This window comes from Petrotoga sp. HWHPT.55.6.3, from assembly GCF_002895495.1.
GTDB classification, from domain to species: domain Bacteria; phylum Thermotogota; class Thermotogae; order Petrotogales; family Petrotogaceae; genus Petrotoga; species Petrotoga mobilis.
Map to the genome: position 1 here is coordinate 81,188 of NZ_AZRJ01000008.1, position 23,717 is coordinate 104,904.

The 23,717-nt window shown below is 35.6% G+C and carries 22 protein-coding genes; 12 read left to right on the top strand and 10 right to left on the bottom strand.

Translation table 11 applies throughout. The features are described from left to right. The first annotated feature begins 38 nt into the window (after positions 1–38). From X926_RS03115 to rnr, 5 genes are all read left to right on the top strand, one after another. The gene (locus X926_RS03115; RefSeq protein ID WP_103064958.1) at positions 39–1,103 is read left to right on the top strand and encodes an alanine/ornithine racemase family PLP-dependent enzyme; all 1,065 of its coding nucleotides are present in this window, start codon (positions 39–41) and stop codon (positions 1,101–1,103) included. Continuing rightward, a complete protein-coding gene (locus X926_RS03120; RefSeq protein WP_103064959.1) occupies positions 1,103–1,312 on the top strand; it encodes a hypothetical protein in 210 nt (69 codons plus the stop codon). The genes X926_RS03115 and X926_RS03120 overlap by 1 nt, the downstream gene beginning before the upstream one ends. Positions 1,313–1,553: 241 nt before the next feature. Further along, the gene (gene iscB / locus X926_RS03125; protein WP_103064960.1) at positions 1,554–2,933 is read left to right on the top strand and encodes an RNA-guided endonuclease IscB; all 1,380 of its coding nucleotides are present in this window, start codon (positions 1,554–1,556) and stop codon (positions 2,931–2,933) included. 15 nt (positions 2,934–2,948) lie between these two features. After that, positions 2,949–4,319, top strand: a complete 1,371-nt coding sequence (gene dnaB, locus X926_RS03130) for a replicative DNA helicase (protein WP_103064961.1) — start codon at positions 2,949–2,951, stop codon at positions 4,317–4,319. Positions 4,320–4,535: 216 nt separating this feature from the next. Continuing rightward, positions 4,536–6,749, top strand: coding sequence for a ribonuclease R (rnr, locus tag X926_RS03135; protein ID WP_103064962.1), 2,214 nt, complete (start codon positions 4,536–4,538; stop codon positions 6,747–6,749). A gap of 1 nt (position 6,750) precedes the next feature. Here the strand turns inward: rnr and murB are convergent, their stop codons facing one another. From murB to X926_RS03155, 4 genes are all read right to left on the bottom strand, one after another. Then, a complete protein-coding gene (gene murB / locus X926_RS03140; RefSeq protein ID WP_103064963.1) occupies positions 6,751–7,671 on the bottom strand; it encodes a UDP-N-acetylmuramate dehydrogenase in 921 nt (306 codons plus the stop codon). 14 nt (positions 7,672–7,685) lie between these two features. Further along, entirely contained in the window at positions 7,686–8,633 is a 948-nt protein-coding gene (locus X926_RS03145; RefSeq protein ID WP_158245184.1) for a sulfotransferase, read from the bottom strand. A 20-nt stretch (positions 8,634–8,653) separates the two neighbouring features. Continuing rightward, the gene (locus X926_RS03150) at positions 8,654–9,250 is read right to left on the bottom strand and encodes an HAD family phosphatase (RefSeq protein WP_199171166.1); all 597 of its coding nucleotides are present in this window, start codon (positions 9,248–9,250) and stop codon (positions 8,654–8,656) included. 96 nt (positions 9,251–9,346) lie between these two features. Further along, entirely contained in the window at positions 9,347–10,924 is a 1,578-nt protein-coding gene (locus tag X926_RS03155; RefSeq protein WP_103064965.1) for a bifunctional aspartate carbamoyltransferase catalytic subunit/aspartate carbamoyltransferase regulatory subunit, read from the bottom strand. Positions 10,925–11,178: 254 nt separating this feature from the next. Here X926_RS03155 and X926_RS03160 point away from each other — a divergent pair, with 254 nt between their 5' ends. The 3 genes from X926_RS03160 (at position 11,179) to X926_RS03170 (ending at position 14,585) form a co-directional block, all read left to right on the top strand. Beyond that, positions 11,179–13,071, top strand: coding sequence for a ribonucleoside triphosphate reductase (locus tag X926_RS03160; protein WP_103064966.1), 1,893 nt, complete (start codon positions 11,179–11,181; stop codon positions 13,069–13,071). Next, positions 13,068–13,685: an anaerobic ribonucleoside-triphosphate reductase activating protein gene (locus X926_RS03165; protein WP_103064967.1), complete on the top strand. Its 618-nt coding sequence runs from the start codon at positions 13,068–13,070 to the stop codon at positions 13,683–13,685. Before X926_RS03160 ends, X926_RS03165 begins: the two co-directional genes overlap by 4 nt. Positions 13,686–13,829: 144 nt before the next feature. After that, the gene (locus X926_RS03170; protein ID WP_103064980.1) at positions 13,830–14,585 is read left to right on the top strand and encodes a fumarylacetoacetate hydrolase family protein; all 756 of its coding nucleotides are present in this window, start codon (positions 13,830–13,832) and stop codon (positions 14,583–14,585) included. Between the two features lie 97 nt (positions 14,586–14,682). Here X926_RS03170 and X926_RS03175 read toward each other — a convergent pair whose 3' ends face one another. Continuing rightward, a complete protein-coding gene (locus X926_RS03175; RefSeq protein WP_233186668.1) occupies positions 14,683–14,931 on the bottom strand; it encodes a CopG family transcriptional regulator in 249 nt (82 codons plus the stop codon). A gap of 129 nt (positions 14,932–15,060) precedes the next feature. Here X926_RS03175 and X926_RS03180 point away from each other — a divergent pair, with 129 nt between their 5' ends. Next, positions 15,061–16,398, top strand: coding sequence for an alkaline phosphatase family protein (locus tag X926_RS03180; protein WP_103064968.1), 1,338 nt, complete (start codon positions 15,061–15,063; stop codon positions 16,396–16,398). Between the two features lie 2 nt (positions 16,399–16,400). On the opposite strand, the gene X926_RS03185 is transcribed toward X926_RS03180, so the two are convergent. Continuing rightward, the gene (locus X926_RS03185) at positions 16,401–17,141 is read right to left on the bottom strand and encodes a sulfite exporter TauE/SafE family protein (protein WP_103064969.1); all 741 of its coding nucleotides are present in this window, start codon (positions 17,139–17,141) and stop codon (positions 16,401–16,403) included. Positions 17,142–17,445: 304 nt separating this feature from the next. Here X926_RS03185 and X926_RS03190 point away from each other — a divergent pair, with 304 nt between their 5' ends. From X926_RS03190 to X926_RS03200, 3 genes are read left to right on the top strand one after another with little or no spacing between them, the layout of a single operon-like run. Continuing rightward, a complete protein-coding gene (locus X926_RS03190) occupies positions 17,446–18,531 on the top strand; it encodes an NAD/NADP-dependent octopine/nopaline dehydrogenase family protein (protein WP_103064970.1) in 1,086 nt (361 codons plus the stop codon). Continuing rightward, on the top strand, positions 18,528–20,150 hold the full coding sequence (locus tag X926_RS03195) for a cobalamin-dependent protein (protein WP_103064971.1): 1,623 nt from the start codon (positions 18,528–18,530) through the stop codon (positions 20,148–20,150). Before X926_RS03190 ends, X926_RS03195 begins: the two co-directional genes overlap by 4 nt. A gap of 43 nt (positions 20,151–20,193) precedes the next feature. After that, positions 20,194–20,385, top strand: coding sequence for a uracil-DNA glycosylase (locus X926_RS03200; protein ID WP_103064972.1), 192 nt, complete (start codon positions 20,194–20,196; stop codon positions 20,383–20,385). A 107-nt stretch (positions 20,386–20,492) separates the two neighbouring features. On the opposite strand, the gene X926_RS03205 is transcribed toward X926_RS03200, so the two are convergent. The 4 genes from X926_RS03205 to X926_RS03220 are packed head-to-tail and all read right to left on the bottom strand — an operon-like array spanning position 20,493 to position 23,380. Further along, complete coding sequence (locus X926_RS03205) at positions 20,493–21,311, bottom strand: metal ABC transporter permease (protein ID WP_012208812.1); 819 nt, start codon at positions 21,309–21,311, stop codon at positions 20,493–20,495. After that, positions 21,304–22,053 carry a metal ABC transporter ATP-binding protein gene (locus X926_RS03210; protein ID WP_103064973.1) on the bottom strand — a complete coding sequence of 250 codons (750 nt, stop codon included), beginning with the start codon at positions 22,051–22,053 and terminating at the stop codon, positions 21,304–21,306. Before X926_RS03210 ends, X926_RS03205 begins: the two co-directional genes overlap by 8 nt. After that, complete coding sequence (locus X926_RS03215) at positions 22,043–22,930, bottom strand: metal ABC transporter substrate-binding protein (protein ID WP_103064974.1); 888 nt, start codon at positions 22,928–22,930, stop codon at positions 22,043–22,045. Before X926_RS03215 ends, X926_RS03210 begins: the two co-directional genes overlap by 11 nt. 48 nt (positions 22,931–22,978) lie before the next feature. Beyond that, positions 22,979–23,380, bottom strand: coding sequence for a Fur family transcriptional regulator (locus tag X926_RS03220; RefSeq protein WP_103064975.1), 402 nt, complete (start codon positions 23,378–23,380; stop codon positions 22,979–22,981). Between the last annotated feature and the right edge of the window lie 337 nt (positions 23,381–23,717).

Sequence of the window (23,717 nt, forward strand, 5' to 3'; positions counted from 1 at the left end):
CAAGATTGCCCGCAATTTTAAATAAAGGAGGATTTTCCTTGTATCCAAAGGTTTACGCTTACTTAGAAAGGATTCAAGAAAATGCAAGATTTTTAAAATCATTGTGTACTGATTCGGGTGTAGAAATAATAGCTGTCACTAAAGTAGTTTGTGGTGAACCTACAATAGCTCATGCACTTAAAGAATGTGGAATTGAAATACTGGGTGATTCAAGGATTCAAAACATAAAGAAAATGAGGAATTCTGGTATAAAAGGACCTTTTATGTTACTTCGCATACCCATGATCTCTGAACTTGATGATGTGGCAAATCATGTTGATTATACTTTAATAAGTGACTTAGAGATAAGTAAGAAATTGGGGAGTGTTTCTTCTAAGTTCAATAAGAAATCTAAAGTCATCTATATGGTTGACGTGGGTGATCTGAGAGAAGGAGTTTGGTTTGAAAAAGCTGTTTCTGAGGTTTCAAATGCCATTGATATAGAAGGAATAGAGATTGTTGGAATAGGCACAAACTTAGGATGTTTTGGTGGAGTAATCCCTGATGAAACTAATATGCAAAGGCTCGTAAAAATAAAGGAAGAAATCCAAAGAGAAACTGGAAGAACTCTAGATATAATCTCCGGGGGAAATACCGCTGCCTTACCTTTAATTGAAAAAGGAAGTTTACCAAAGGGTATAAACCAATATAGACTAGGCGAATCGATCATCTGTGGAATGGACGCAACTAACAACCGCAACGTTCCAGGGACAAGGCAGGATACGATAATCTTGGAAGCAGAAATTGTGGAATTAAAAGAAAAACCTTCTGTCCCCTATGGCAACATTGGTTATGATGCATTTGGTCGTAAACCAAAATTTGAAGACAAAGGTAATAGAATAAAAGGAATTTTAGCCGTGGGAGAACAAGATATTAATCCTACAAGTATGTATCCGTTGGATGACGATATTGAAATACTCCATGCAAGTAGTGATCATACGATCGTAGACTTAACTGAATCTAAAGTAAGGTTTAAAGTAGGAGATAAGATAAGATTTAGGCTAGGTTACTCCTCTGTTCTGAGGGCCTTTACAAGTCCTTATGTTGAAAAGGTGATACTTTAATGTTTGCTTTTGTAAACACTCTTTTTGTAATAGCAATGATCCTTTTTATAATTTCAACGGTATTTTTATGGAGATCTGCTAAAATGATAAGAAACGGTAGTAAAAGTTCTGATGAAGACGTAAAAAAAATGGACAAAAAAGGACTGGTAGGCCTTTTAATAAGTGTTGGAATTTTTGTTTTATCTTATTTTTTGAGCTTATTAGTTTGATCGAGGTCATCTACCCCACGGCTAAAGCCGGGGGCTTGCGATGAGTAGCCCGGAGATGACCAGCCTTAGCTCTATCAGGGCTACGTTATTCAGGTCATGACACCTTGGGGTGCGAGGCCAGCTCCAGGCTCTGTCGTCCAACATTAAACAGGCATACGGGGTTGAAGCCAGTGTGCTTGGACGTAAAAAGCCTGAATAACCTTGGCGAGGCAAACATTACCCTGCAAAGGAGGCTCAGTAAATGAGTAAAGTATTCGTGCTTGACACTAAGAAAAGGCCGCTCCTGCCCTGCCACCCTGCTAAGGCCAGGATACTACTGAAGCAGGGGCGTGCGGCGATATATAAACGTTATCCCTTCACGATTATTCTAAAACAGGAAATTGCTAATCCCGAAGTACAGCCACTAAGGCTAAAGATTGACCCGGGGAGTAAAGTAACTGGCCTTGCAGTGGTTAATGATGCTACCGGCGAAGTTATCTTTGCCGGGGAACTTCACCATCGGGGTGAGCAAATTAAAGCGAAGTTAGCTACCCGACGGACCTTGCGGAGAGCGCGGCGTAATCGTAAGAAGCGGCACCGTGCCCCAAGGTTTCTAAATCGCAAGAAGAAAGACGGCTGGCTACCGCCTTCGTTGCAAAGCCGGATAGCGAACGTATTAACCTGGGTTAATCGCATAAGGCGGTATTGCCCCATCCAATCCATTACGGTGGAATTGGTAAAGTTTGATTTGCAAAGGATAGAAAACCCAGGAATACAAGGTATTGAGTACCAGCAGGGAACCCTTTACGGATATAAGATCAGAGAATACCTATTAGAGAAGTACGACCACCAGTGTGCTTACTGCCGGGGTAAAAGTGGCGATAGCGTGCTTGAGGTTGAGCATGTCGTGCCGAAGAAACCCAGGCATGGACCGGCTGGTACAAACCGGGTGAACAACTTGGTCATAGCCTGCGAGACGTGCAACAAAAGCAAGGGTAATTTGCGACCTGAAGAGTGGCTCAACTACTTACAGGCTTCTACTAATTCCCTTGATCAGGAACGAGCCAAGAATCTGCTGCAAGTTTTACAGCAGCTAGAGCAGCCTCTCAAAGACGCAACTGTTGTCAATACCATACGATGGATACTGTTTAAGCGGCTGAAAGAGTTAGAATTGCCGTTAGAAGCCGGTTCTGGAGGGAGGACGAAGTATAATCGAGTGCAGATGGGATTGCCCAAAGCCCACTGGATAGACGCGGCCTGTACAGGCGCCAGCACTCCCGAGCATATTAATATTGATAAAGTTGTTGTTTTGGAGATAAAAGCTACTGGACACGGTAGACGACAGCGGTGCAGAACGGATAAGTACGGGTTTCCTATTCAACATGCACCCAGAGCAAAAACTTACTTGGGGTATCAAACGGGAGATATAGTTAAAGCAATAATCCCCAAGGGAAAATATGCCGGTATCCATATTGGTCGCATAGCTATCAGGCATAAACCCAGTTTTAAGCTGATTAGATTTGATGTGCATCCTAAATATCTACGGTTGTTGCAAAAAGCAGACGGATATGAGTATATGCTGAGAGAAGGAAGCAACGCTTCCTCCCCGGGCGTAAACTCCGGGGCTCCTGGCGTCGCATAAGGATGGTGGATACAAATGGAACTTACTTCTTTTACCCCTCCTAATAGTAAAGAAGCCGAAGAGTCGGTCATAGGTAGCATCTTTTTAGACCCTTCCATACTTCCTGACGTGATTGAAGAGGTAAGATGGGAAGACTTTTACTACGAAAATAATAAAATAATATTTAAAGTTATGGAAGAACTTTTTGACAAAGGGGAACCTGTTGATACCGTATCTGTCATTGAAAAACTAAGAGAATCCAATCTTTTACAGAAAATCGGTGGAGAAGATACAATAATTTATTTAGCTCAGGTTGTCCCAACAACGGCTAATGTGATGTATTACACCCAAATTGTAAAAGAGAAAGCCCTTTTAAGAGCTTTAATAAACGCATCTTCGGAGATAGTTGATGCCGTAAGAAATATTGGAGATGCTCAAGAAGTTTTAGAATATGCAGAAAAGAGAATATTTTCCATAGCCGAAGCCCGTGCAACCAGAACATACGATCTTTTATCCAACGTAATGCATGATGTTTTTGAACAGATAGAAGAATTGAAGAACAGAGCTCAAAAAGGCGAGGGAGATCTCGTTACGGGGGTTTCTACTGGATTCAAAGCTTTAGACAGGATGACTTCAGGATTTCATAGATCTGAGTTAATTATCATCGCCGCTAGACCATCCATGGGTAAAACGTCTTTTGCCGCAAATATTGCAACTAACATGGCTTTACAGGCAAATGTTGCCGTGGCAATCTTTAGTTTGGAAATGTCGAAAGAACAGTTAGCTAACAGAATTTTATGTTCTGAGGCAAAGGTTGATTTACACAAGGTTAGAACTGGACAAATTTCTGATGAAGAGTGGGAAAAATTAGTACAAAAAGCAGGAGAATTATCGAAATCAAGACTTATCTTTGACGACGAACCAGATCTAACTCCCAGAATGCTGAGGGCTAAAGCAAGGAGAATGAAAAGAGAATATGGTATAGAAGTAATTTTTATCGATTACTTACAATTGATGACTTCTAGATCTAAAGGTTATGAGAGCAGACAACAAGAAATAACAGAGATATCAAGATCCTTGAAATTACTCGCTAGAGAGTTAAATATCACCGTCGTTGCTTTGTCTCAACTCTCCCGTGCAGTTGAACAAAGAGAAGATAAAAGGCCTCGTTTAAGTGATCTCAGAGAATCAGGAGCAATTGAGCAGGATGCGGATCTCGTTATGTTTTTGTATAGAGATTCATATTACAAAAGAAAAAAAGATGAGCCTGGTAAAAATACTTTAAATGATGAACATGAAGCAGAGCTGATTGTAGGAAAACAAAGAAATGGGCCGGTTGGAACCATAAAATTAACTTTCAATCCAAAACTTGCAACTTTTTACACCTCTGATAGAGGATATGAGTAACTGTAAAAATAAGATTTTAATTTAAAAGGGTTACAGGGCGGAGCTCAGTTTACGTCAGTGTGCAAACAATGTTTTTAAATGATTTTGACCTTGATTTGGGGTTTTTAAGGGACCGCAGGTCCTTTCCTTAGAAGGGTGGGAAGCGGGGCGAAGGGGCGCTGAAACAAGTTTTAGCTTTTTTAAAAAGTGGAATAATCTATTGAATGGAGGTAAAATATGAATGAAGACAACTTAGAAAATCTAATATTGGAAATAATAGATAAAAAGCCTATGATACAAAAAGAACTCTACGAAAATCTAAATGCATTTCAAAAATCAGAAAAGGCGAACATCAGAAGAATACTAAAAAAACTCCTAAATGAAGGAAAAATAATTAAAGATTCACAAAACAGATACAGAAAATTAGATGAAAGCATGGCTGTTGGAACCATCGAATTCACGAAGAGTGGAAATATGGCTTTTGTACAATGCCCAGATGGAAGCGAAATTGCTGTGAAGGTTGAGAATTCTGGAATCAGTTTGCATAAAGATTTAGTTTTGGTTGAAATAATAGGTAAATGGCGAGATTTAAAAGAAGGTAGGGTAGTTAGAATATTAAAAAGAGGGTTAAAATATGTGGTAGGTGAGTTCGTAAGAAAAGGGATCTTTGGATTCGTTATACCCATTGATGGAAAAATAAATACGGATTTTTACGTAGCTCCGGAAGGTGTAGGAAAAGCTAAAAACGGACAAATAGTGAAGGCAAAAATAACAAAGTACCAATCTCCCACAAAAAATCCAGAGGTCGAGATAGTAGATGTCCTTGGTGACAAAGATGACCCTTCCATAGATTTGCCTATAGTGATCTTCAAGCATGATTTACCTGAGCCAGGTTACTTCCCTCCAAAAGTGGTACAAGAGGCTAAAGAACTTCCAAATAAACTTTCTGAAAATGAAATTAAGGGAAGAAAAGATTTTAGAAAAGAAACTATATTTACTATCGATGGTGATACGGCAAAAGATTTTGATGATGCCGTTGGTATAAAAAAGTTAGATAACGGTAATTATTTACTCGGGGTACATATAGCAGATGTATCTCATTATGTAAAAAATAACAGTGCTCTTGATAGAGAGGCATACAAACGAGGTACAAGCGTTTACTTAATCGACACCGTTATCCCAATGCTTCCCTTTGAGTTATCCAACTGGATATGTTCTTTGGTTGAAGGTGAAGATAGATTGACAATGTCCCTACTAATGGAAATTGACCCTTATGGAAACTTGGTAAACTCAAAAATATATAATGGAGTGATAAGAAGTACCAAAAGATTGACCTATAGAAAAGTTAATGAACTCCTATCTGACAATTGTAGTGAAGAAGTAAAAAAAGAAATAGGCTTTTTAAAGCCAGATCTTGAGATGATGAAAGAACTGATGGAAATACTTGGTGCAAAAAGAAAAGAAAGAGGCTCGATAATTGACATTGAAAGCAACGAAGTATACTTTGAATTCGATGAAAAAGGCTATGTAAAGGATATCATCCCTGTGGAAAGAGGCATATCGGAAGAAATGATCGAAGAGTTCATGGTTTTGGCCAACGAAACAGTTGCTTCATACTTTGATGTTCAAGGCTTACCTTTTATATATAGAATCCACGAAAATCCGGATCCTGATGTATTGCTTCAATTGCGAAATTATCTGGATATGTTGGGAATAAATGTAAAGTTTCCTCAAAATATTCATCCGAAGGTCCTACAGGAAATATTGGAAAAAACAAAGAATCATCCTTTAAGTAAAAATATTCAGATGATGCTTGTTAGGTCTATGAAGAGGGCATTGTACTCTGAAGAAAACGTGGGACATTTTGGTCTTGCTTCATCATCCTATACACATTTCACATCACCAATAAGAAGATACCCTGACTTAGTGGTTCATAGATTGCTGAAAGAGTTCATCAAACATAAAGGAACCCTTTCAAAGAAAGAAATAAAGAAGTATTCTGAAATGCTTCCTGAAATAGCTAAAAATTCTTCTGAAATGGAAAGGGTAGCAGACCAAGCCGAGTGGGATCTAATAGATATGAAAAAAGTTGAATACATTTCAAGACATATAGGAGAAGTCTTTTGGGTGTACATAACAGGTGTAACAAGGTTTGGCTTATTTGTAGAAATCCCCCAAAAGATGATAAATGGATTGATACATATATCAGAGTTGAGCGATGATTATTATATCTACGAAGAACGTGACAATACGTTGAAAGGCGAGAGAACCGGCAAAGTTTATAGGATCGGAGACAAGTTACAAGCCAAAGTGGTAAGAGCGGATAAAATCGGAACTGAAGTAGATTTTATCCCATATACGGAAGATGATTTTGAAAAATTGAAAAAGGATCATCCTCATGCCAAAATAAAAGTTAACAAAAAAAATAAGAAAAAAAAGAAAAAATCATAAGTCATTTCCAAATCTCTGGCTCGACCTGTAGATCAACATTGTATTCGTCTTTTACAATACGTTTTACATATTCAATTAATGAAATTACATCATTGAAAGTGGCATTACCTTTGTTGATTATGAAACCTGCATGTTTTGTTGATATTTGAGCTTCGCCTATGGAAAAGCCTTTCAATCCTAAATTTTCTATCGTAGTACCCACAAAAAAATCTGGCTTCGGCCTTTTGAATATACTTCCCGCAGATGGTAAATCGATTGGTTGTTTCTCCCATCTGCGGGTTGAAAAATCTATCAATTTATTTTTAATTTTTTTAAGGTCATCTTTTTTTAGTAAAAATTTAGTGGATAGAAGAACGAAAGAACCTTTCTGGAGAATACTGGTTCTATAACCAAACTCTAAATCACATTTATTTAAAGTCTTGATTTTTCCATCCTTCAAATCGAATACCGTTGTTTCCAAAACGACATCTTTCATCTCACCGCCGTAGGCTCCTGCGTTCATGAAAACTCCTCCGCCTACACTTCCTGGAATGCCGCACGCAAATTCAAGTCCAGAGTATCCATCTTCTGATAGCAAAAAAGAAAGAGCAGATAAAGACATCCCGCTCTGTGCTTCTACAATCAAATCCATATTATTTTTTTCTTCAAAATTCATTTTATTTAAGTATTTCGTGGAAAGTACCACAAATTTTAAAGGCTCATCACTTACGATGAGGTTGGTTCCTTGACCTATAATTCTGAAAGGAATGTTCCTTTTAACTAATTGCGATAAAGCATTCACAAAAGCATTTAAAGTTTTTGGAAACAAGATATATGGAACAGGTCCACCTATTCTAAAACTCGTATAATATTTGAGAAATTCATTTTGTCTAATATCGCATCCATCTGCGTACAAACTAAGTTTAAGATCTTCTGAAATCATTTAATACTCCTATATTATGCGTACTCTTCTTTATAATCCGAATTCAATTTTTCTAACCACTCAGGTTCCTTCCCATAACCAAACTTATCCATTAACTCCCCACAATGTTTTTGAAGTATCTGCGCTTTCTTTTTATTCCAACTTTTCCAATGTGGTATCTTATACTTGTCCGACGCAGAGTTTATTTTCTTCTTTAGGAAAGAAGGGTCAAAAGTATACTTTCTACTGAATCCATCATCAAACTTCGTGGAAAATTCTAATAGATCTATAAAATTTTCTTCTTTTTTCTCACCGATGAACAAATCTTCGTAGCGATATAATTTGAAATTATTTTTATTTTTCATAGATTCCAATACCAAGGTATTCAGTTTATTATAATACCAAGCAAATTTTTCAAATTTGCTCATACTTTTCCACTTCAGCGAGTATGGATCGTCTTTGAAATGGGAAGCCCTCATACTCATTCCCAAAAAAGAAAAATCGACTTTACTATATAGCAAATAAACAGGGGAACTTATGGCTGAACGGATCCATGTTCTTGGATCCCTTATAATAAACACGACTTTACTATTAGGAAAGACCTCTCCCAACAGATCAATAACTCCGTGAAGATGGTTACTTGATTCGACGTACAAGCTTTCTTTTGTTTCCTCCAAAATCTGTTTTCTCAAACCTTTTATATACTCTTTAGCCTTTTCATCGGTTATTTTTCTTCTTCTCCTATAAGTGCTCAACTTGCACATAGATTTAGAAGGCAAAAACTGCCCTACGGTCATTTGATAAAAGCCGAACCTTTTTATATCATCTCTCCATTTTTTTAGATCTTTAATAAACACATTCGCAGGTTCATGGACCGCATAACAATCTTCAACCATTTTTGATAAACTTTTTGCAAGGAATCTCGTACCTGTTCTTCCGGTTGAAGTGATAAATACACAATGTTTATCAAAAACATTATCCACTTCATTGCCTCCTTTCACAATTATAGGGCATCTATTCTTTTTAACATTTCTCTCAAGGATTCAGGATCCGTATATAATATACCTTTAATTCCTAATTCTTCGGCAGCCATTATATTCTCAACAATATCGTCCACAAAAAAGGTATCTTCTGGGTTCAAATTATACCTATTAAGCAAAAGTTGATAAATTTCCTTTTCGGGTTTCAATAGTTTCTCCTTGTACGAAATAATCATTCCATCAAAGATATCGAAAAACGAGTATTTTCTTCTTATATAATTGAAGGCTTCTTCATGAAAATTAGACAATATGAAAAGTTTGTTGTTTTCTTTCAATTCAGGCAGAATTTCTATGTTTTCGGTTATTGGATGAAGATAATTCTTCCATTCTTGAAGCAATATATCTATTTCTTCTTTTAAATCAGGATTTTTCTCGATGAAAATCTTTTTGGCTTCCTCAAAAGACAAGGTCCCCCTATCCAATTCTTTCCATATACTTGTTTTAAAAACAGCCTCTTTTAACTTCCTTTTTATAAGCGGATCTTTGAATAGACCATCTAAAATCTCATCCGGACCGAATTTAAAAAGGACATTTCCCAAATCAAAAACGAGATTTCTCAAAAAAATTCCTCCCACTTTACTTTTTACCCTATCATTGAATTTTATCACAAAAATATTAAAAGAGTAAAAACAAAGATAAAGTAAGATTTTTTACTGTTAAAGACCCCATATTTCTTCAAAGGTATGAGGGGTTTCACAATATTCACATATTAACTGATTCTCTTCGTTTCTAATGAAAGAAACCTGTACGTTTTCGTTGTTTTGAGGGTTGGTTATACAGTTTTCGTTTTTACACCTTAACTCTTCGAAACCGTATATAATAGGCGGTAAAGAAATTCTGTATTTTTCTTTGACTCTTCCACCTTCAATAATATTTACAGTTGTATTTGGAGATATAGCTGAAAGCTTTTTTATATCTTTCTTTGATAGATGAACGTCAGGCAAACTAATGTAGCCCTTTAATCTACCGTCTGCTGATCTAAATATTCCGTCTGCACTATCAATATTATAAAACTTTAAAATCTTCCTTATTTTCATGATCGTCTCGTATATCTTTTCTGGGTTTTGTCCTTTGGCTATGTGATCAATTACCGTTCCATTTTCAATCGGCTTGATCCCTCTTTTTCCTTCACTTAACAACCCTTTTTTACCATCTTTTATCGGTGCGGGGATAATGAAATCCTCTTCATTAATTTCAACACCTTTAATTGAGGTATCAAAGGGGGCGGTTAGAGCTCCACCAAACATAGAAAGTAAGATTATCCTTGTCCAATATCCGTTTATTGCCTGTTTTTCCCAGCCGTTAAGCGGTAAGGGGTCCAAGAAGGTTGGAATAGTGGGGTAAGTTTTGTGACGAGGGAGAGGGTGATAAAATTTTACGTTTTCGGAAATAAGGGGGAGAAATTCTTTTGTAAAAGTCACACTTTTTCTCAAAATATGTTCTTTTTCCAGAATATCTTCCCCCATTCGTTCTAATTGAAGCCTGGTGAAATACCAAATATTGGCTTTTTTACCCTGTTTTAGGTACTCTTCTATGGAACAGAAGATTCTAACATTGTACCCTTTTTGCCTCATTTTGCTAATATAGTGTTTTGGCATCTGTAATTCTTCCGGCGCTATCAAATCAACCTCAACATTTTTAAATATTTTTAAACCTTCCACTTTTGAATGGACCGTTCTTCCATGAAGAAGATCACCAATAAGAGCTATATGAATATACTCGTTGCTGAAATCCATTTGTTCTAAAAATGTGAATTCATCTAAAATCTCTTGAGTAGGATGCTCGTGTTTACCATCTCCCGCGTTTATAAAGGAAGGATGTGGTAGGTTATGCCTTGAAGCAAATTCTGATACCTTTTCGTCTAGTAACTTACAAGTACCTTCCAATTTTGATCTGATAATGAATATAGAATAATCTGAATAGCCAGTTAACATGTTGAAGGTATCTATATAACTTTCTTTCTTATTAAATGAGGAGTGTTCGGATTCGAAGATGTTGATTTTAGCGTTTTTGTGGAATTTAGAAGCATTAACGAAGGATTCTTTGGTTCTGGTACTTGGTTCGAGGAATACTATGTAAATGCCTGTTTGGTTTTTTATTTGAAACTCAGTAAGATCTTCTTTATTTGCCCATTTTGCTTTTAGCCTTTTTGTTTGGTTGTAAAGAAATAACTGCTCTTCAACCGTTAAATCATTCATAACCGTTAAACTTCTCCCTAAAAAATCATTTTTCATATGAATCCCTCCCAAGTAATTTCTCTTCTACTCTCTCTAAAATTCTAAAACCTCTTTTAGTACCCCTTCGCCTCGCTGCCCACCCAAACTTCTTATGAGTTTAAGCAAAATTACTTTTTGTATTATACCATTTTTTTGTAATATAAACAATATTGACAAATACAATATACAGTGGTATGATATAAAATATGGCACAATAAATTGAGTCTTTTGTAAATTAACTTGATACATAAATATAAGGGGGTTGAAAAAATATGGATTTAGATTCTATCAAAGACAGTTTGTTGTTGAAACCCGTAACTATAAAGAAACGTCCTGAAGGGGATTCAAGAAAAGAATATTTAATTAAAGAACAGAAAAAACGCAGCTTAGAGAATTATTCAAATGCAGAAAAAATGAGTTTTGACGTAGAGAAAACGATAAATGAATACATTAAAAAGGAAGATTGGAGAACCAACGAAAATTCAAACACTACTTATTCCTATCCGGGTTTGTACTTACACTTAGCAGGGAGTGCTTTGGCAAATTATGTGTTAAATGAAATATACCCTTCAGAAATATCACAGGCTCATTCATCCGGTGCTTTACATATTCATGACTTATCCCATGGTATAGTCGCTTACTGTGCAGGATGGTCACTCATGGATCTAATAAAGAAAGGTTTTGGGGGTGTGGAAGGGAAAATTAATGCCAAACCTGCCAAACATCTATCTGCCTTGACTGGACAAATGGTGAATTTTTTGGGTGTTATGCAAATGGAATTTGCAGGCGCTCAGGCTTTTAACTCCGTAGACACTTTACTTGCACCCTTTGTGAGGGCAGATAAATTAAGTTATGACGAGGTGAAGCAGTTCATTCAACAAATGGTCTTCGCAATGAACGTACCTTCTAGATGGGGATCACAACCACCTTTTATAAATTTCACGCTTGATTGGACAGTTCCTGATGATCTAAAAAATGAACCTGCAATTGTTGGCGGAAAGGAAATTGGAGTATATGGAGATTATCAAAAAGAGATGAATATGGTGAACAAAGCCTTCTTGGAAACTATGCTTGAAGGAGATGCAAATGGCAGAATTTTTTCTTTCCCCATCCCAACTTACAATATTACCAAAGAGTTCGATTGGGAAGGTGAAAATGTTGATTTATTGATGGAAGCTACAGCCAAATATGGGTTACCCTACTTCCAAAACTTCATCTCAAGTTCATTAAATCCGGGCGATGTAAGAAGTATGTGCTGCAGGTTACAACTCGATCTAAGGGAATTAAAAAATAGAGGTGGAGGACTTTTCGGCTCAGCAGATAAAACAGGTTCCATAGGTGTAGTAACAATCAATCTTCCTCGAATAGGGTATATTTCTAAAACCAAAGAAGAATATTTTGAAAACTTAAAATCGATGATGGATTTAGCGAAAACTTCTTTAGAAATAAAAAGATACGTGGTAGAAGAAAATCTTTCCAAAAATCTTATGCATTATACAAAAGTTTATTTGGGACATTTCAACAACCATTTTTCAACCATAGGAATAATAGGAATGCATGAATCACTTTTAAATTTCATGGGAAGAGGTATTGAAACCACTGAAGGAAAAGAATTTGCAATAGAAGTTTTGAATTATATGAGATCGGTTTTGAAAGATTATCAAGAAGAAACTGGAAACCTATACAATCTAGAGGCGACACCTGCAGAGGGAGCATCTTATCGGTTAGCGAAAAAAGACAAGCAACTTTATCCTGACATAATAACTTCAGGTGATAATGAACCGTACTACACAAACTCGACATTTTTACCAGTCGGAATCACCGAAGACCCATTTGAAGTACTTGAACATCAAGCACCTTTGCAAACTTTATACACATCCGGTACAGTATTACATATCTTTTTGCAGGAAAAACCCCAAGCAAGTACTTTAAAAACTTTTATTAAAAAAGCTTTTAGTCAATATCCTGTTCCATATATGACCATAACGCCAACTTTTTCCATTTGCGAAACCCATGGTTACATTGCAGGAGAACATTTTGAATGTCCCATTTGTGGCAAACCTACCGAAGTTTATTCAAGGGTTGTTGGATATTACAGGCCTGTGAAAAGTTGGAATAAAGGAAAACAGCAAGAATTCAAAGAAAGATTGGAGTATAACGTATGAAAATCGCATCTATGCAAAAAGTAAGCTTTATTGATTACCCGGACAAAATAGCTGCCGTGCTATTTTGTCCCTATTGTAACCTAAGATGCCCCTATTGTCATAATCCTGAATTAGTTTTTTTCGCAGGCCAATTGGTTGACGAAGAAAGTATATTTTCTTATTTGAAATCAAGAGTCGGGATTTTAGAAGGGGTTGTCATCACCGGAGGAGAACCAACTCTACAAAAAGATATAAGAGATTTTATCATTAAAATAAAAGATATGGGATTTTCGGTAAAGCTTGATACCAACGGACACAATCCAAAAGTTTTAATTACGGTTATAGATATTGTAGATATGATAGCGTTAGACATGAAAACCAGCTGTCAAAAGTATAAAACTATCGGTGGAAATTGTGTTATACTAAAAGAAAGTTTGAATCTACTAAAAGATTTCAAAGGTGATCTAATCTTAAGAACCACACTATACCCACCCATGACAACAAAAGACGATTTAGAAGAAATGAAATCAATTATACCAGATGATTTAAAATACTCAAACTGGATGTATAATGAATACAGAGATATTAAAACCCTTGAAAAATATATAAAAGAACACAACGAAGTAACAAGGTAACCCGCGATCAAAAGCTATTCCCCTGCTGGGTTAGGGACCGCAGGCTCTTCCTTAGAAGGGTGGGGAGTGGGGCGAAGGGGCGCTATATACAAAGTTTTAGAATTTCTAAAGGCGGTTATCAAAAACAAAAACGGAGGTAAAATTATGAAACTCGTCAGATTTCAAAAAGATGGAAAAATAAGTTACGGCGTGTTGGAAGAAAACATTATAAAAGTTATTAACGGCGATATCTTTGACAAATTCACAGTTACCGATAATGTCTACACCCTCAATGAGGTTACGTTAAAGGCTCCTTGTACTCCTAGCAAGATCGTTTGTGTTGGCTTAAACTATCGAGATCATGCGGAAGAAATGAAGGACAGAATCCCAGAAGAACCGGTTCTCTTCATAAAACCGTCAACTGCTGTGATTGGACCAAAAGAGAGTATTATATACCCAAAAATGAGCAATCAAGTAGATTATGAGGCAGAACTTGCGGTTGTAATTAAAGACAAAATCAAAGACATAGAAGAAGACCACGTAAAAGAACATATCCTAGGGTATACTTGCTTTAACGATGTTACCGCTAGGGATTTGCAGAAGAAAGATGGACAGTGGACACGAGCAAAATCCTTTGATACTTTTGCGCCTTTTGGTCCCACAATTGTAACGGATATTGATCCAAGTAACCTATATATTCAACTTTTACTCAACGATCAAATCAAGCAAAACTCAAATACTAATCAATTGATCTTTTCTGTGGAAAAACTCGTAAGTTTCATATCAAAAATAATGACCCTAAATCCCGGAGATGTAATTGCCACAGGCACACCCTCAGGTGTGGGACCGATGAATATTGGAGATAAAGTGGCAGTTAAAATAGAGAAAATAGGGATACTAGAAAATAATGTTATAAACTAATTTTAAATATTCTATTGAAAAAATCCTCTCAATCTACGATGAGAAACATAAAATTCTACATCTACCCGCTGCTTATAGATGCAGTGAGTAGTTGATATCATTCATCTATATAACCCAAATTCTTCAATCTTTTTTTGATCGCCTTTATTTCCTCTTCAGTCAATGTTTCAATTTGGTTAGTGGATTTGTTATTCTTTTTGGTTTGCTGGATTTCTTCAGAGGATACCAAATCTCTAAGCACAAACACAACAAACTCTGTAACACTGGAATAACCAGTATTTTCTATTATGGATTTAAGTTTATCATACAACGGTTTTGGTATTTTTAAGGTCACCTTATCAGACATGAAAGTCACTCTCCAAATGTTTCTTTTAACTGTATTATATCACGTCGTTTTTGATTAATCAAAGGTTTTTCTTTTTGAAAGATCTTTGTGTTATTATTTGTCTATAGCTTCTTTAAAAGGAGTGGCTTAATGAACAAAAAAATCGTAATCATCGGATTAGATTGTGCTTCACCAAATTTAATCTTTGATGAGTTTTTCGATGATTTACCCAATTTAAGAAAAATTATGAAAAATGGAGTGTACAATGAATTAGAGTCAACTATCCCTCCAATAACCGTTCCAGCCTGGATGAGCATGTTTACAGGTAAAGATCCTGGTGAGCTTGGAATATATGGTTTTACAAATAGGCAAAATTATGATTATCACTCTTTCTCATTGGTTTCTTCCAAAAGCGTGAAATATAAAAAATTGTGGGATATTTTTACACAAAAAGGCAAACAAAACATCGTGATAGGCGTACCGTTAACTTACCCTCCTTCTGCCTTGAAAGGAAACATGATTACTGGATTTTTAACGCCTTCTTTTGAATCCAATTATACTTATCCAAAATATTTAAAAAATGAATTACTAGCCAATACAGGAAATTTCATTTTTGATGTATATGATTTTAGAACCGAAGATAAAGAAAGACTATTAAAAGATATCTACGAAATGACAAATAATCATTTTAAAATTGCGAATTATTTAGCAAAAAACAAACCCTGGGATTTATTTGTAATGGTTGAAATGGGGACAGACAGAATTCACCACGGGTTCTGGGCTTTGCACGATAAAAAGCATCCCAAGCATATAAAAAGCCAATTTAATTCAGCTATTAGAGATTATTATATTCATTTAGACAACAAGATAGGAGAGTTTTTGAATGGTATTCAAGGCGATTATGACGTTATAATAGTATCAGATCACGGTATAAAACCTATGTACGGTGGCATAGCCATTAACGATTGGCTCATTAAGAAAGGATATTTGGTTTTAAAGGAGTATCCAAAAAAGCCCGTTTCTATAAATAAATTGATAAGAGAAAAAAAGATAGATTGGAATAAAACCAAGGTGTGGGGAAATGGTGGCTACCATGGCAAGCTATTTTTCAACATAAAAGGCAGGGAACCTTTGGGAGTAATTGAAAAAAATGAATTAGATAATTTCAAAACTAAGCTTATACAAGAGCTGAAAGACATTAAGAATGAAGATGGAAATGAGATGAATACAAACGTGTATGAACCCCAAAAAATTTATAATAAGCTAAATAATATTCCTCCCGATTTGATTGTTTACTTTGATGATCTATCTTGGAGATGTCAAGGTAGCATAGGTAATGAAAGCATTTACACATACGACAATGACATTGGTCCTGATGATGCCAATCACGCTAGCTACGGGATTTTTATAAGCAACAACAAAATTCTAAAAATCAACAAAATTACCGATTTTTTTAATTCGATAGTTTATAATTATTTGTCTGATTGAAATTAAAATACGATCATTCTAATGCTTAGAAAAGTAATAATACAACCAAGAGAAATCATCAACACTTTAGCAGGAATTTTCTTGGTTATCAAAGCGGCGATTGGAGCTGCCAAACTTCCCCCAATAATTAATCCAATAATAACGCTCCAATTGAATTGTGATAGCAAGGCAAAGAATGCCACAACTTCAGAAATAGTAACAAAAAACTCAGCAGCATTCACTGAACCTATAGTCTTTCTCGGATTCTTTCCATCAGAAACTAACGTTGATGTAACGATAGGCCCCCATCCTCCACCTCCAATGGCATCGAAAAAGCCTCCTAAAAGACCTAAGATAGAGTAATGCCTCCTTCTTGTAATCTTCTCTTCTGAATGTTTATGCATGGTGGTAACTTTGTACAATATTCTTATCCCCATAATCAATAAATAGATGCCAATGAACGGTTTGATTTTGTCTCCGTCTATATTTGTCAAAATATAAGCTCCCAAAACTCCCCCTATTACACCAGGTATCAAAAGTTTTTTGAAAAGGCTTTTATCAACGTTACCAAGTTTTAGATGAGAAAATCCTGATATAGATGTTGTGAAAATCTCAGCAAAATGAACTGAGGCACTTGAGATAGCAGGAGGTACGCCAACAGATAACAATAAAGCATTTGAAATAGTACCATAAGCCATTCCCAAAGCTCCATCTACGACTTGGGCAAGGAATCCAACTATTATAAAAAACCATAAAGTTTCCACTCTCTATCCCTCCATCCCTTTATTAATACTCCTTATTGAGTATTATACTCCAATTAGAGTGTAACGTCAAGTAAACTTTTAATTTTCAATTAAGCCCTTAAAATTCATGCCAAGCTCTTATAATTCCTCATGGGTGGGTACTGGGAGGAAGGGCGCAAAAAAAGTTTTAGAGTTTTTAAAAACGATATAAATAATTTTCTAAAAATGATGTAAAATATATAATAAAAAGGTAATATTTGCAACAATCAATTTATCTTGATATAATACATATCCGCCCAGTGAAATATAATATGGAGGTGGTTATATGGTTAAGATAGCGGTGGTTGGAGCGGGTAATGGAGGCCAGGCATTAGCTGGATATTTAGCCATGAAAGGGTTCGATGTATCTCTCTTTAATAGGTCAAAAAGGAGAATATCTCCCATCATAGACTCACATTCAATAAGAATAGAAGGTCAAGTAGTAGGTGAATATCATATATCTTTTGCCACAACAAATATGGAAGAAGCAATAAAGGGAAGAAAGTTAATTATGGTAGTTGTTCCTGCCTTCGCACATAAAGAGATAGCAAAGAGGATGGCCCCTTATTTAGAAGATGGCCAAATAATAGTGTTAAATCCCGGTAGAACAGGTGGTGCCTTAGAATTCAACAATGTATTGAAAGAAGAAAACGTAAAAAAAGACGTCATACTTGCCGAAGCTCAAACTTTCATTTTTGCCTCAAGAATGTCCAATCCTGGAGTAGCTAAAGTGTTTAGGATAAAAAACGCCGTTCCTGTTTCTGCACTACCCGCTACCAGAAATGCTGAATTAGAAGAAGTATTGTGTACTGCCATACCTGAGTTTGAAATAGTTAAGAATGTAATTTACACCAGTTTTAACAATATTGGAGTTGTTTTTCACCCTGCTACATTAATATTGAATGCAGCAAGGGTTGAAACAACAGCAGGAAAGTTTGAATTCTACTTCGAAGGGATCTCCCCATCCGTAGCAAAGATTTTGGAAAAAATAGATGAGGAAAGATGTAAGGTTATGAAGCTTTTCAACGCCGATCCCATGACCGCGAAGGATTGGCTAAACTATGCATACGATGTAAGAGGTAACTCTTTATACGAAGCTATTAGAAACAATGTTGGTTATAGAGGCATATATGCACCGCCAACGTTGGATAACCGGTATATTCTTGAAGATCTTCCAATGAGTCTTGTACCTATCTCATCTTTTGGAGAAGAATATGGTGTGAAGACCCCTGTAATTGATTCTATCATAAATCTTGCCAATATAATGATGGGAAAAAATTTTTGGAAAGAGGGTAGAACCGTAAAAGATTTGGGTTTAGAAGGAATGAGCATAGAAGACATAATAAGACTTGTTGAGGAGGGAGAATCATGAAAAAAATTCTTGGAGCTTCTATGGGAAGTGACGTACATACAGCAGGTCTTTTAAACTTTTTGGAATTAGCTCGAAATGAAGGGTATGAGGTTATTTACTTAGGTGGAGCGGTTCCAATCGAGAAAATTATTAAAAAGATAGACGAAGAAACCCCAGATGTTGTTTCAATAAGTTACCGTTTGGGAACTGATGCCTTCGAAAATCTTATAAAAGAATTTATAGAAAAGACAAAAAAATTAAAAAATTATGAAAAGATTGATTTTATCTTCGGAGGAACTGTTGAAACCTCACAGGTTGCAAGAAAATATGATTTCTTTAAAAAGATCTTTGACGGTTCAGAGGAAGAAGAAGATGTGGTTTTATTTTTAAGAGGTCAAATTAAATATAAAGAAGAGAGAAATTTTCCCTCAACCTTAGATGAAAGGATCGCCTTTAAATCCCCATATCCGTTAATTAGGCACCATATTGGGCTTCAAACAATGGAGGAAACCATCGAGGAGATCAAAAAACTCGCAGAATCTGAACTCTTGGATATCATCTCTTTGGCACCTGATCAAAACTGTCAGCAATACTTTTTTGATCAAGAAAAGATGGACCCCAACCAAGATGGGGCAGGAGGAGCTCCCATTAGAAATGAAAAAGACTTTGTTGCCATGTATGAAGCCAGTAGAAGAGGCAATTATCCTTTAGTAAGATGTTACTCAGGAACCAACCACATGGTCGAATTTTCCCAAGTTTTAAAAAGAACTATCAACAACGCATGGGCAGCGATACCCATATTTTGGTATTCTGAACTTGATAGAAGGTCTGAAAGGAACTTATTAGATGCGATAAAAGAAAATATGGAAGGAATAAAGTGGAATGCCATGAACAACATCCCTGTAGAAATTAACGACGCCCACCAATGGGAACTAAGGTATGCACACGACAGTTTGGCTGTTGCAACTACTTATTTAGCTGCTTATGTAGCGAAAAAACTTGGTGTAAGATGGTATGTTCAACAATATATGATGAACACTCCTCCAAAGTTATCTCCAAAGATGGATATAGCTAAGTCTTTAGCTAAATTAGAATTGGTGGAAACACTAAAGGATGAAACCTTTACACCTTACAGGATGATAAGAACTGGACTTCTTTCTTTTCCAGCCGATCCCAACAGCGCAATGGGTCAACTTGTTTCTTCCATGTTTTATTCAACTTACTTACAACCACATATAATCCACGTGGTGGCGTACTGTGAAGCAATGAAAAGGGCAACTTCAAAAGAAATAATAGAAAGTGTGAAGATGGTAAAAAGGGCAAACTCTTTGGCATCTCGTGGTTTACCTGATTTTGCCAGCGATCCTGAGATCAAAAAAAGGGTAAATTTATTGAAAGAAGAAGCCATGGTCATAATAGAAAAAATTAAAAGTCTCTCCCCTCAAAAAGAGGATCCTTTAACTGATCCTGAAACTCTTTATTTAGCGGTAAAAGAAGGAATTTTAGATGCAGTTGGATTACAAGGCAACTCTGTTGCCAAAGGGCAAATAAAAGCCGCTGTAATTAATGGAGCTTACGAGGCTGTGAATGAAAACGGTGAAGTGTTGAGAGAAGCTGAAAGAAACCTTGGAATACAATAAGAAGGGATAAAAAAGAACGTCAAAAAACAAGGAGAATATTATTATGACTTGCAAATGGTATATAGTTTGTCCAATGAAGAGATATTATGATGAGGGTAAATTAGATAAAAAGTGGATAGAAAATTATTGTCATGGTGACTACAAAAGTTGCGTACGCTACCAAATGGAAGAAACGGGGAGGTACCATCCGGACAATATGCTACCTGATGGAACAATTGATAAGCGTTTAAAATAAGATATTAACTAGTTGAAAGAAAAAAATATTCTGCTCTCTCAATAATTTTTTAAAAAGAGCAGAATATTTTCTTTATAGTGCAAGTTGTGACTTAAAGCAAAAAGTATCTATTGAGCAAAAGACTTTAGAACAGTTTTTCTTAAAAGATATGCAATTAGAAATATTAGAAACATTGTCAGGACTATCATTGGGCCTGATGGAACGTTTAAGTAATAAGATAAAAAAATACCCAGAACAGATGAGAAAACACCGACTATTACGGATATTATCAACATTTGGTTTATACTTTTTGCATAAAGTTTCGCTATAACACCAGGGGTTATAAGTAGAGCCGTTATTAGTATGATACCTATTATTTTAACGGAAACAACTATTGTAACAGATGTGATCGTTAAAAACACTAAGTTTATTATGTTTGCGGGTACCCCAAATATTTTACTTAATCTTTGATTGAACGAGTAATATTTAAGCTCCTTGTTTAAAAAAATAACCATAAAAAGAATAAGTAAGTCAAAAATTCCCAATAAAATCAAATCTTCTTGAGTTATCATTAATACGTCGCCAAATAAGAAACTATCGATTTCGGGAACGTATCCTTTTTTGAATGAAAGTAAAATTATACCTATAGCCATAGAAAGCGATAAGAGCATACCTATCACGCTATTTTCTTGCACTCTTTCTTTCTTCCCCAGTTGATGTATAGTTATTGCAAATATAATGGCAACTATTATAGACAAAAGATTCATATTTAATCCAAAGAAAAGAGCAAAGGCGATAGCACCAAACGCCACATGGGCCGCTCCGTTTCCAATAAACTCCATCTTTTTTAGGACTATGAAATTTGATAACAACGCGCTGCCAAAACCTGAAAGAATGGCACCAATTAAGGCGTATCTCATAAAAGGGTAACTTAGAATATCAATCATCTTTATTGCTAACCACCTTCATCTTTTCGTTGATGTGAATAAATAGTTCAAAATCTTTAGAGTACAAAGATCGCAAATCATTGATATCAAGATCAGCGGTACTTTTATGGCAGTGCAGGGTTTTGTTCATGCACATAATTTTGTTTGTTTCTTTGAAAATCATGTTCAAATCGTGACTTATTATAATTATACTCATATCACTATTTTCTTTGAGATCTCTAAGAGTTCCATACAGTATATTTTGCCCTTCTTTATCGATATTGGCTTCAGGTTCGTCCAGTATTAATATATCAGGATCGGAAACCAAAGCCCTAGCGACCATCAACCTTCTGTACTCTCCTCCAGATAGTTTCCCCACCAGCCTGTCGTATAGATGCTCAATTTGTAAAAGTCTGAGGGTTTGTCTTACTTTTTCATAATGTTCTTCTTTAAACCTTTTAAATGGTCCAACTTCATTGTACAAACCCATTAAGGCGACTTCATATACCTTGATGGGAAAATCCCTTTCCTTCTCTTCCGATTGTGGAACGTACCCTATTTTCCCATTTATCTTTATTTCTCCTGTATAATCTTCGATTTCTCCAATTAGAGTTTTTATTAAGGTTGATTTTCCAGCTCCATTAGGCCCAATTATCCCTACAAAGTCTCCTCTATAAATATCAAAAGATATATTGATCAGTATATTGTTGTTTTCAGCTGAATAATTCAAATCTCTAACGGATATTAAAGGATCAGTAGCCATAATTCACCACCCGTATGATTTCAAACAAATTGTATACGTACAGAGATTCTAAATCGAATACTCTTTCCACACTCCCTAAAGGATCCAAAACCCCTATACTTAAATCCAAGTTTTCAGCTACAGCACTCACAGCCTTATCGCTAAGTTGAGGTTCATTGAAAATAGCCTTAACATTTTTCTCTTTAGCAACGTTCGTTAATTCAACTAACTGCTTTGGAGTAGGCTCGACCCCAGGAGAGAGTTGAATCACACCAGCAATTTTTATATTGTATCTTCTTGCAAAATAATCGTAGGAGTTATGAAGCGTGAATATTGAACCATCGATGACCTTCGCTTTTTCAGCAAGGTATTTATCAAGCAAAATCAATCTGTTTATATATCTTTCAGCGTTTTTGTCGTAGTAATCTTTATTTACAGGATCTAATTCTCCAAAAACCTCTGCCAAACCTGGAACGATGTAGGTATACATAATATATGGATCTAACCAAATGTGCGGGTTGTATGCAAACTCTTCATGGTCATGATCTTCGTCAATTCCGCTCATACTTATGAGTTCTTCACGTGGAATGAAATCGGAAACTTGAGTTATTTTCACACCCTGCTTTTCCAGATTCTTGGTTAGATTAGAGATAAAAATTTCTAAAGCTAAACCGTTTGTAATTAAAATATCAGATTCGTACAAGGGCACTAATTCCTTTGGTGTTGGCGAGTATGTGTGTGGACTCTTACCTGGAGGAACAACAAGGTTCACTTGACCTTTTTCTTGTATTATTTCTTTACTTACATAGTAATAGGGTAATATCGACGTTGAAACGTTTAAAGCGAATACTAGGAACGAAGTTAATAAAACAACGGTTGTTAAAATCGTTTTTTTCATACCTTCTCTCACCTACTTTTTATATTTTTGGTTACTTTAAAAATATTTCTACTCATCGAGATTATCATACTGGTCGTCTGTGGTAATCTTCTGACATTTTTTACATATTCCTTCAAAATAAAGGGTATGAGTCAAAACTTTGAAACCCAATCTTTCTTTTATATATTTACTCATCTGTTCGGAGTAGCATAGATCGAACCTTTCAAATTTTTTGCATTTTATACAGTATATGAAATGGAAATGCCCTTCTCCCTTAAAAAAATATTTGATTTTGTCGGAAAAAACAATGGATTTAATCTCTCCATTTTTTTCGTAATTTTTCAGATTTCTGTAAATTGTAGATTTATCATAATCTTCGTTGAGTTTTTCATAAATTTGTTCGGCGTTGAGTGGATAATCATACTCATCTAACACCCCTAAAATTTCTCTACGAGCTTTTGTATTTCTCATGTAAATTTCACCTCTTCGGGATAAACATGAATAACGTTAAACTGTTAATACCACAAATGCAAATGATTTGTTTTTGCAACTAATTTGCATAAGCATTATACAACAAAAATTTTAAAATGTCAAGTTTTCGCATTAGATAATATTACATGTCCGTGAAAAAGATTGGTTAGATCATAATTCGATGTCTTTGAAATGATATCATATCCTTGACTCTTTTGGAAGGAGGCAAGGAAAAAATGGAGGCATTCGATATGGAACTAACCAAAAGGTTGATAGAAAAATATTTGAAATCAAGTAAAAAAGAGAAGTCAGAGATTATTTCAAAGTATTGTGAGTT

Excerpts from the sequence above, each read along its gene's own strand:
- X926_RS03200 (WP_103064972.1), top strand. The coding sequence starts at position 20,194 with ATGACTTGCAAATGGTATATAGTTTGTCCAATGAAGAGATATTATGAT.
- X926_RS03215 (WP_103064974.1), bottom strand. The coding sequence starts at position 22,930 with ATGAAAAAAACGATTTTAACAACCGTTGTTTTATTAACTTCGTTCCTA.
- X926_RS03210 (WP_103064973.1), bottom strand. The coding sequence starts at position 22,053 with ATGGCTACTGATCCTTTAATATCCGTTAGAGATTTGAATTATTCAGCT.
- iscB (WP_103064960.1), top strand. The coding sequence starts at position 1,554 with ATGAGTAAAGTATTCGTGCTTGACACTAAGAAAAGGCCGCTCCTGCCC.
- X926_RS03170 (WP_103064980.1), top strand. The coding sequence starts at position 13,830 with ATGAAACTCGTCAGATTTCAAAAAGATGGAAAAATAAGTTACGGCGTG.
- X926_RS03155 (WP_103064965.1), bottom strand. The coding sequence starts at position 10,924 with ATGAAAAATGATTTTTTAGGGAGAAGTTTAACGGTTATGAATGATTTA.
- X926_RS03205 (WP_012208812.1), bottom strand. The coding sequence starts at position 21,311 with ATGATTGATATTCTAAGTTACCCTTTTATGAGATACGCCTTAATTGGT.
- X926_RS03175 (WP_233186668.1), bottom strand. The coding sequence starts at position 14,931 with ATGTCTGATAAGGTGACCTTAAAAATACCAAAACCGTTGTATGATAAA.
- rnr (WP_103064962.1), top strand. The coding sequence starts at position 4,536 with ATGAATGAAGACAACTTAGAAAATCTAATATTGGAAATAATAGATAAA.
- X926_RS03165 (WP_103064967.1), top strand. The coding sequence starts at position 13,068 with ATGAAAATCGCATCTATGCAAAAAGTAAGCTTTATTGATTACCCGGAC.
- X926_RS03190 (WP_103064970.1), top strand. The coding sequence starts at position 17,446 with ATGGTTAAGATAGCGGTGGTTGGAGCGGGTAATGGAGGCCAGGCATTA.
- dnaB (WP_103064961.1), top strand. The coding sequence starts at position 2,949 with ATGGAACTTACTTCTTTTACCCCTCCTAATAGTAAAGAAGCCGAAGAG.
- murB (WP_103064963.1), bottom strand. The coding sequence starts at position 7,671 with ATGATTTCAGAAGATCTTAAACTTAGTTTGTACGCAGATGGATGCGAT.
- X926_RS03120 (WP_103064959.1), top strand. The coding sequence starts at position 1,103 with ATGTTTGCTTTTGTAAACACTCTTTTTGTAATAGCAATGATCCTTTTT.
- X926_RS03180 (WP_103064968.1), top strand. The coding sequence starts at position 15,061 with ATGAACAAAAAAATCGTAATCATCGGATTAGATTGTGCTTCACCAAAT.
- X926_RS03195 (WP_103064971.1), top strand. The coding sequence starts at position 18,528 with ATGAAAAAAATTCTTGGAGCTTCTATGGGAAGTGACGTACATACAGCA.
- X926_RS03220 (WP_103064975.1), bottom strand. The coding sequence starts at position 23,380 with ATGAGAAATACAAAAGCTCGTAGAGAAATTTTAGGGGTGTTAGATGAG.
- X926_RS03160 (WP_103064966.1), top strand. The coding sequence starts at position 11,179 with ATGGATTTAGATTCTATCAAAGACAGTTTGTTGTTGAAACCCGTAACT.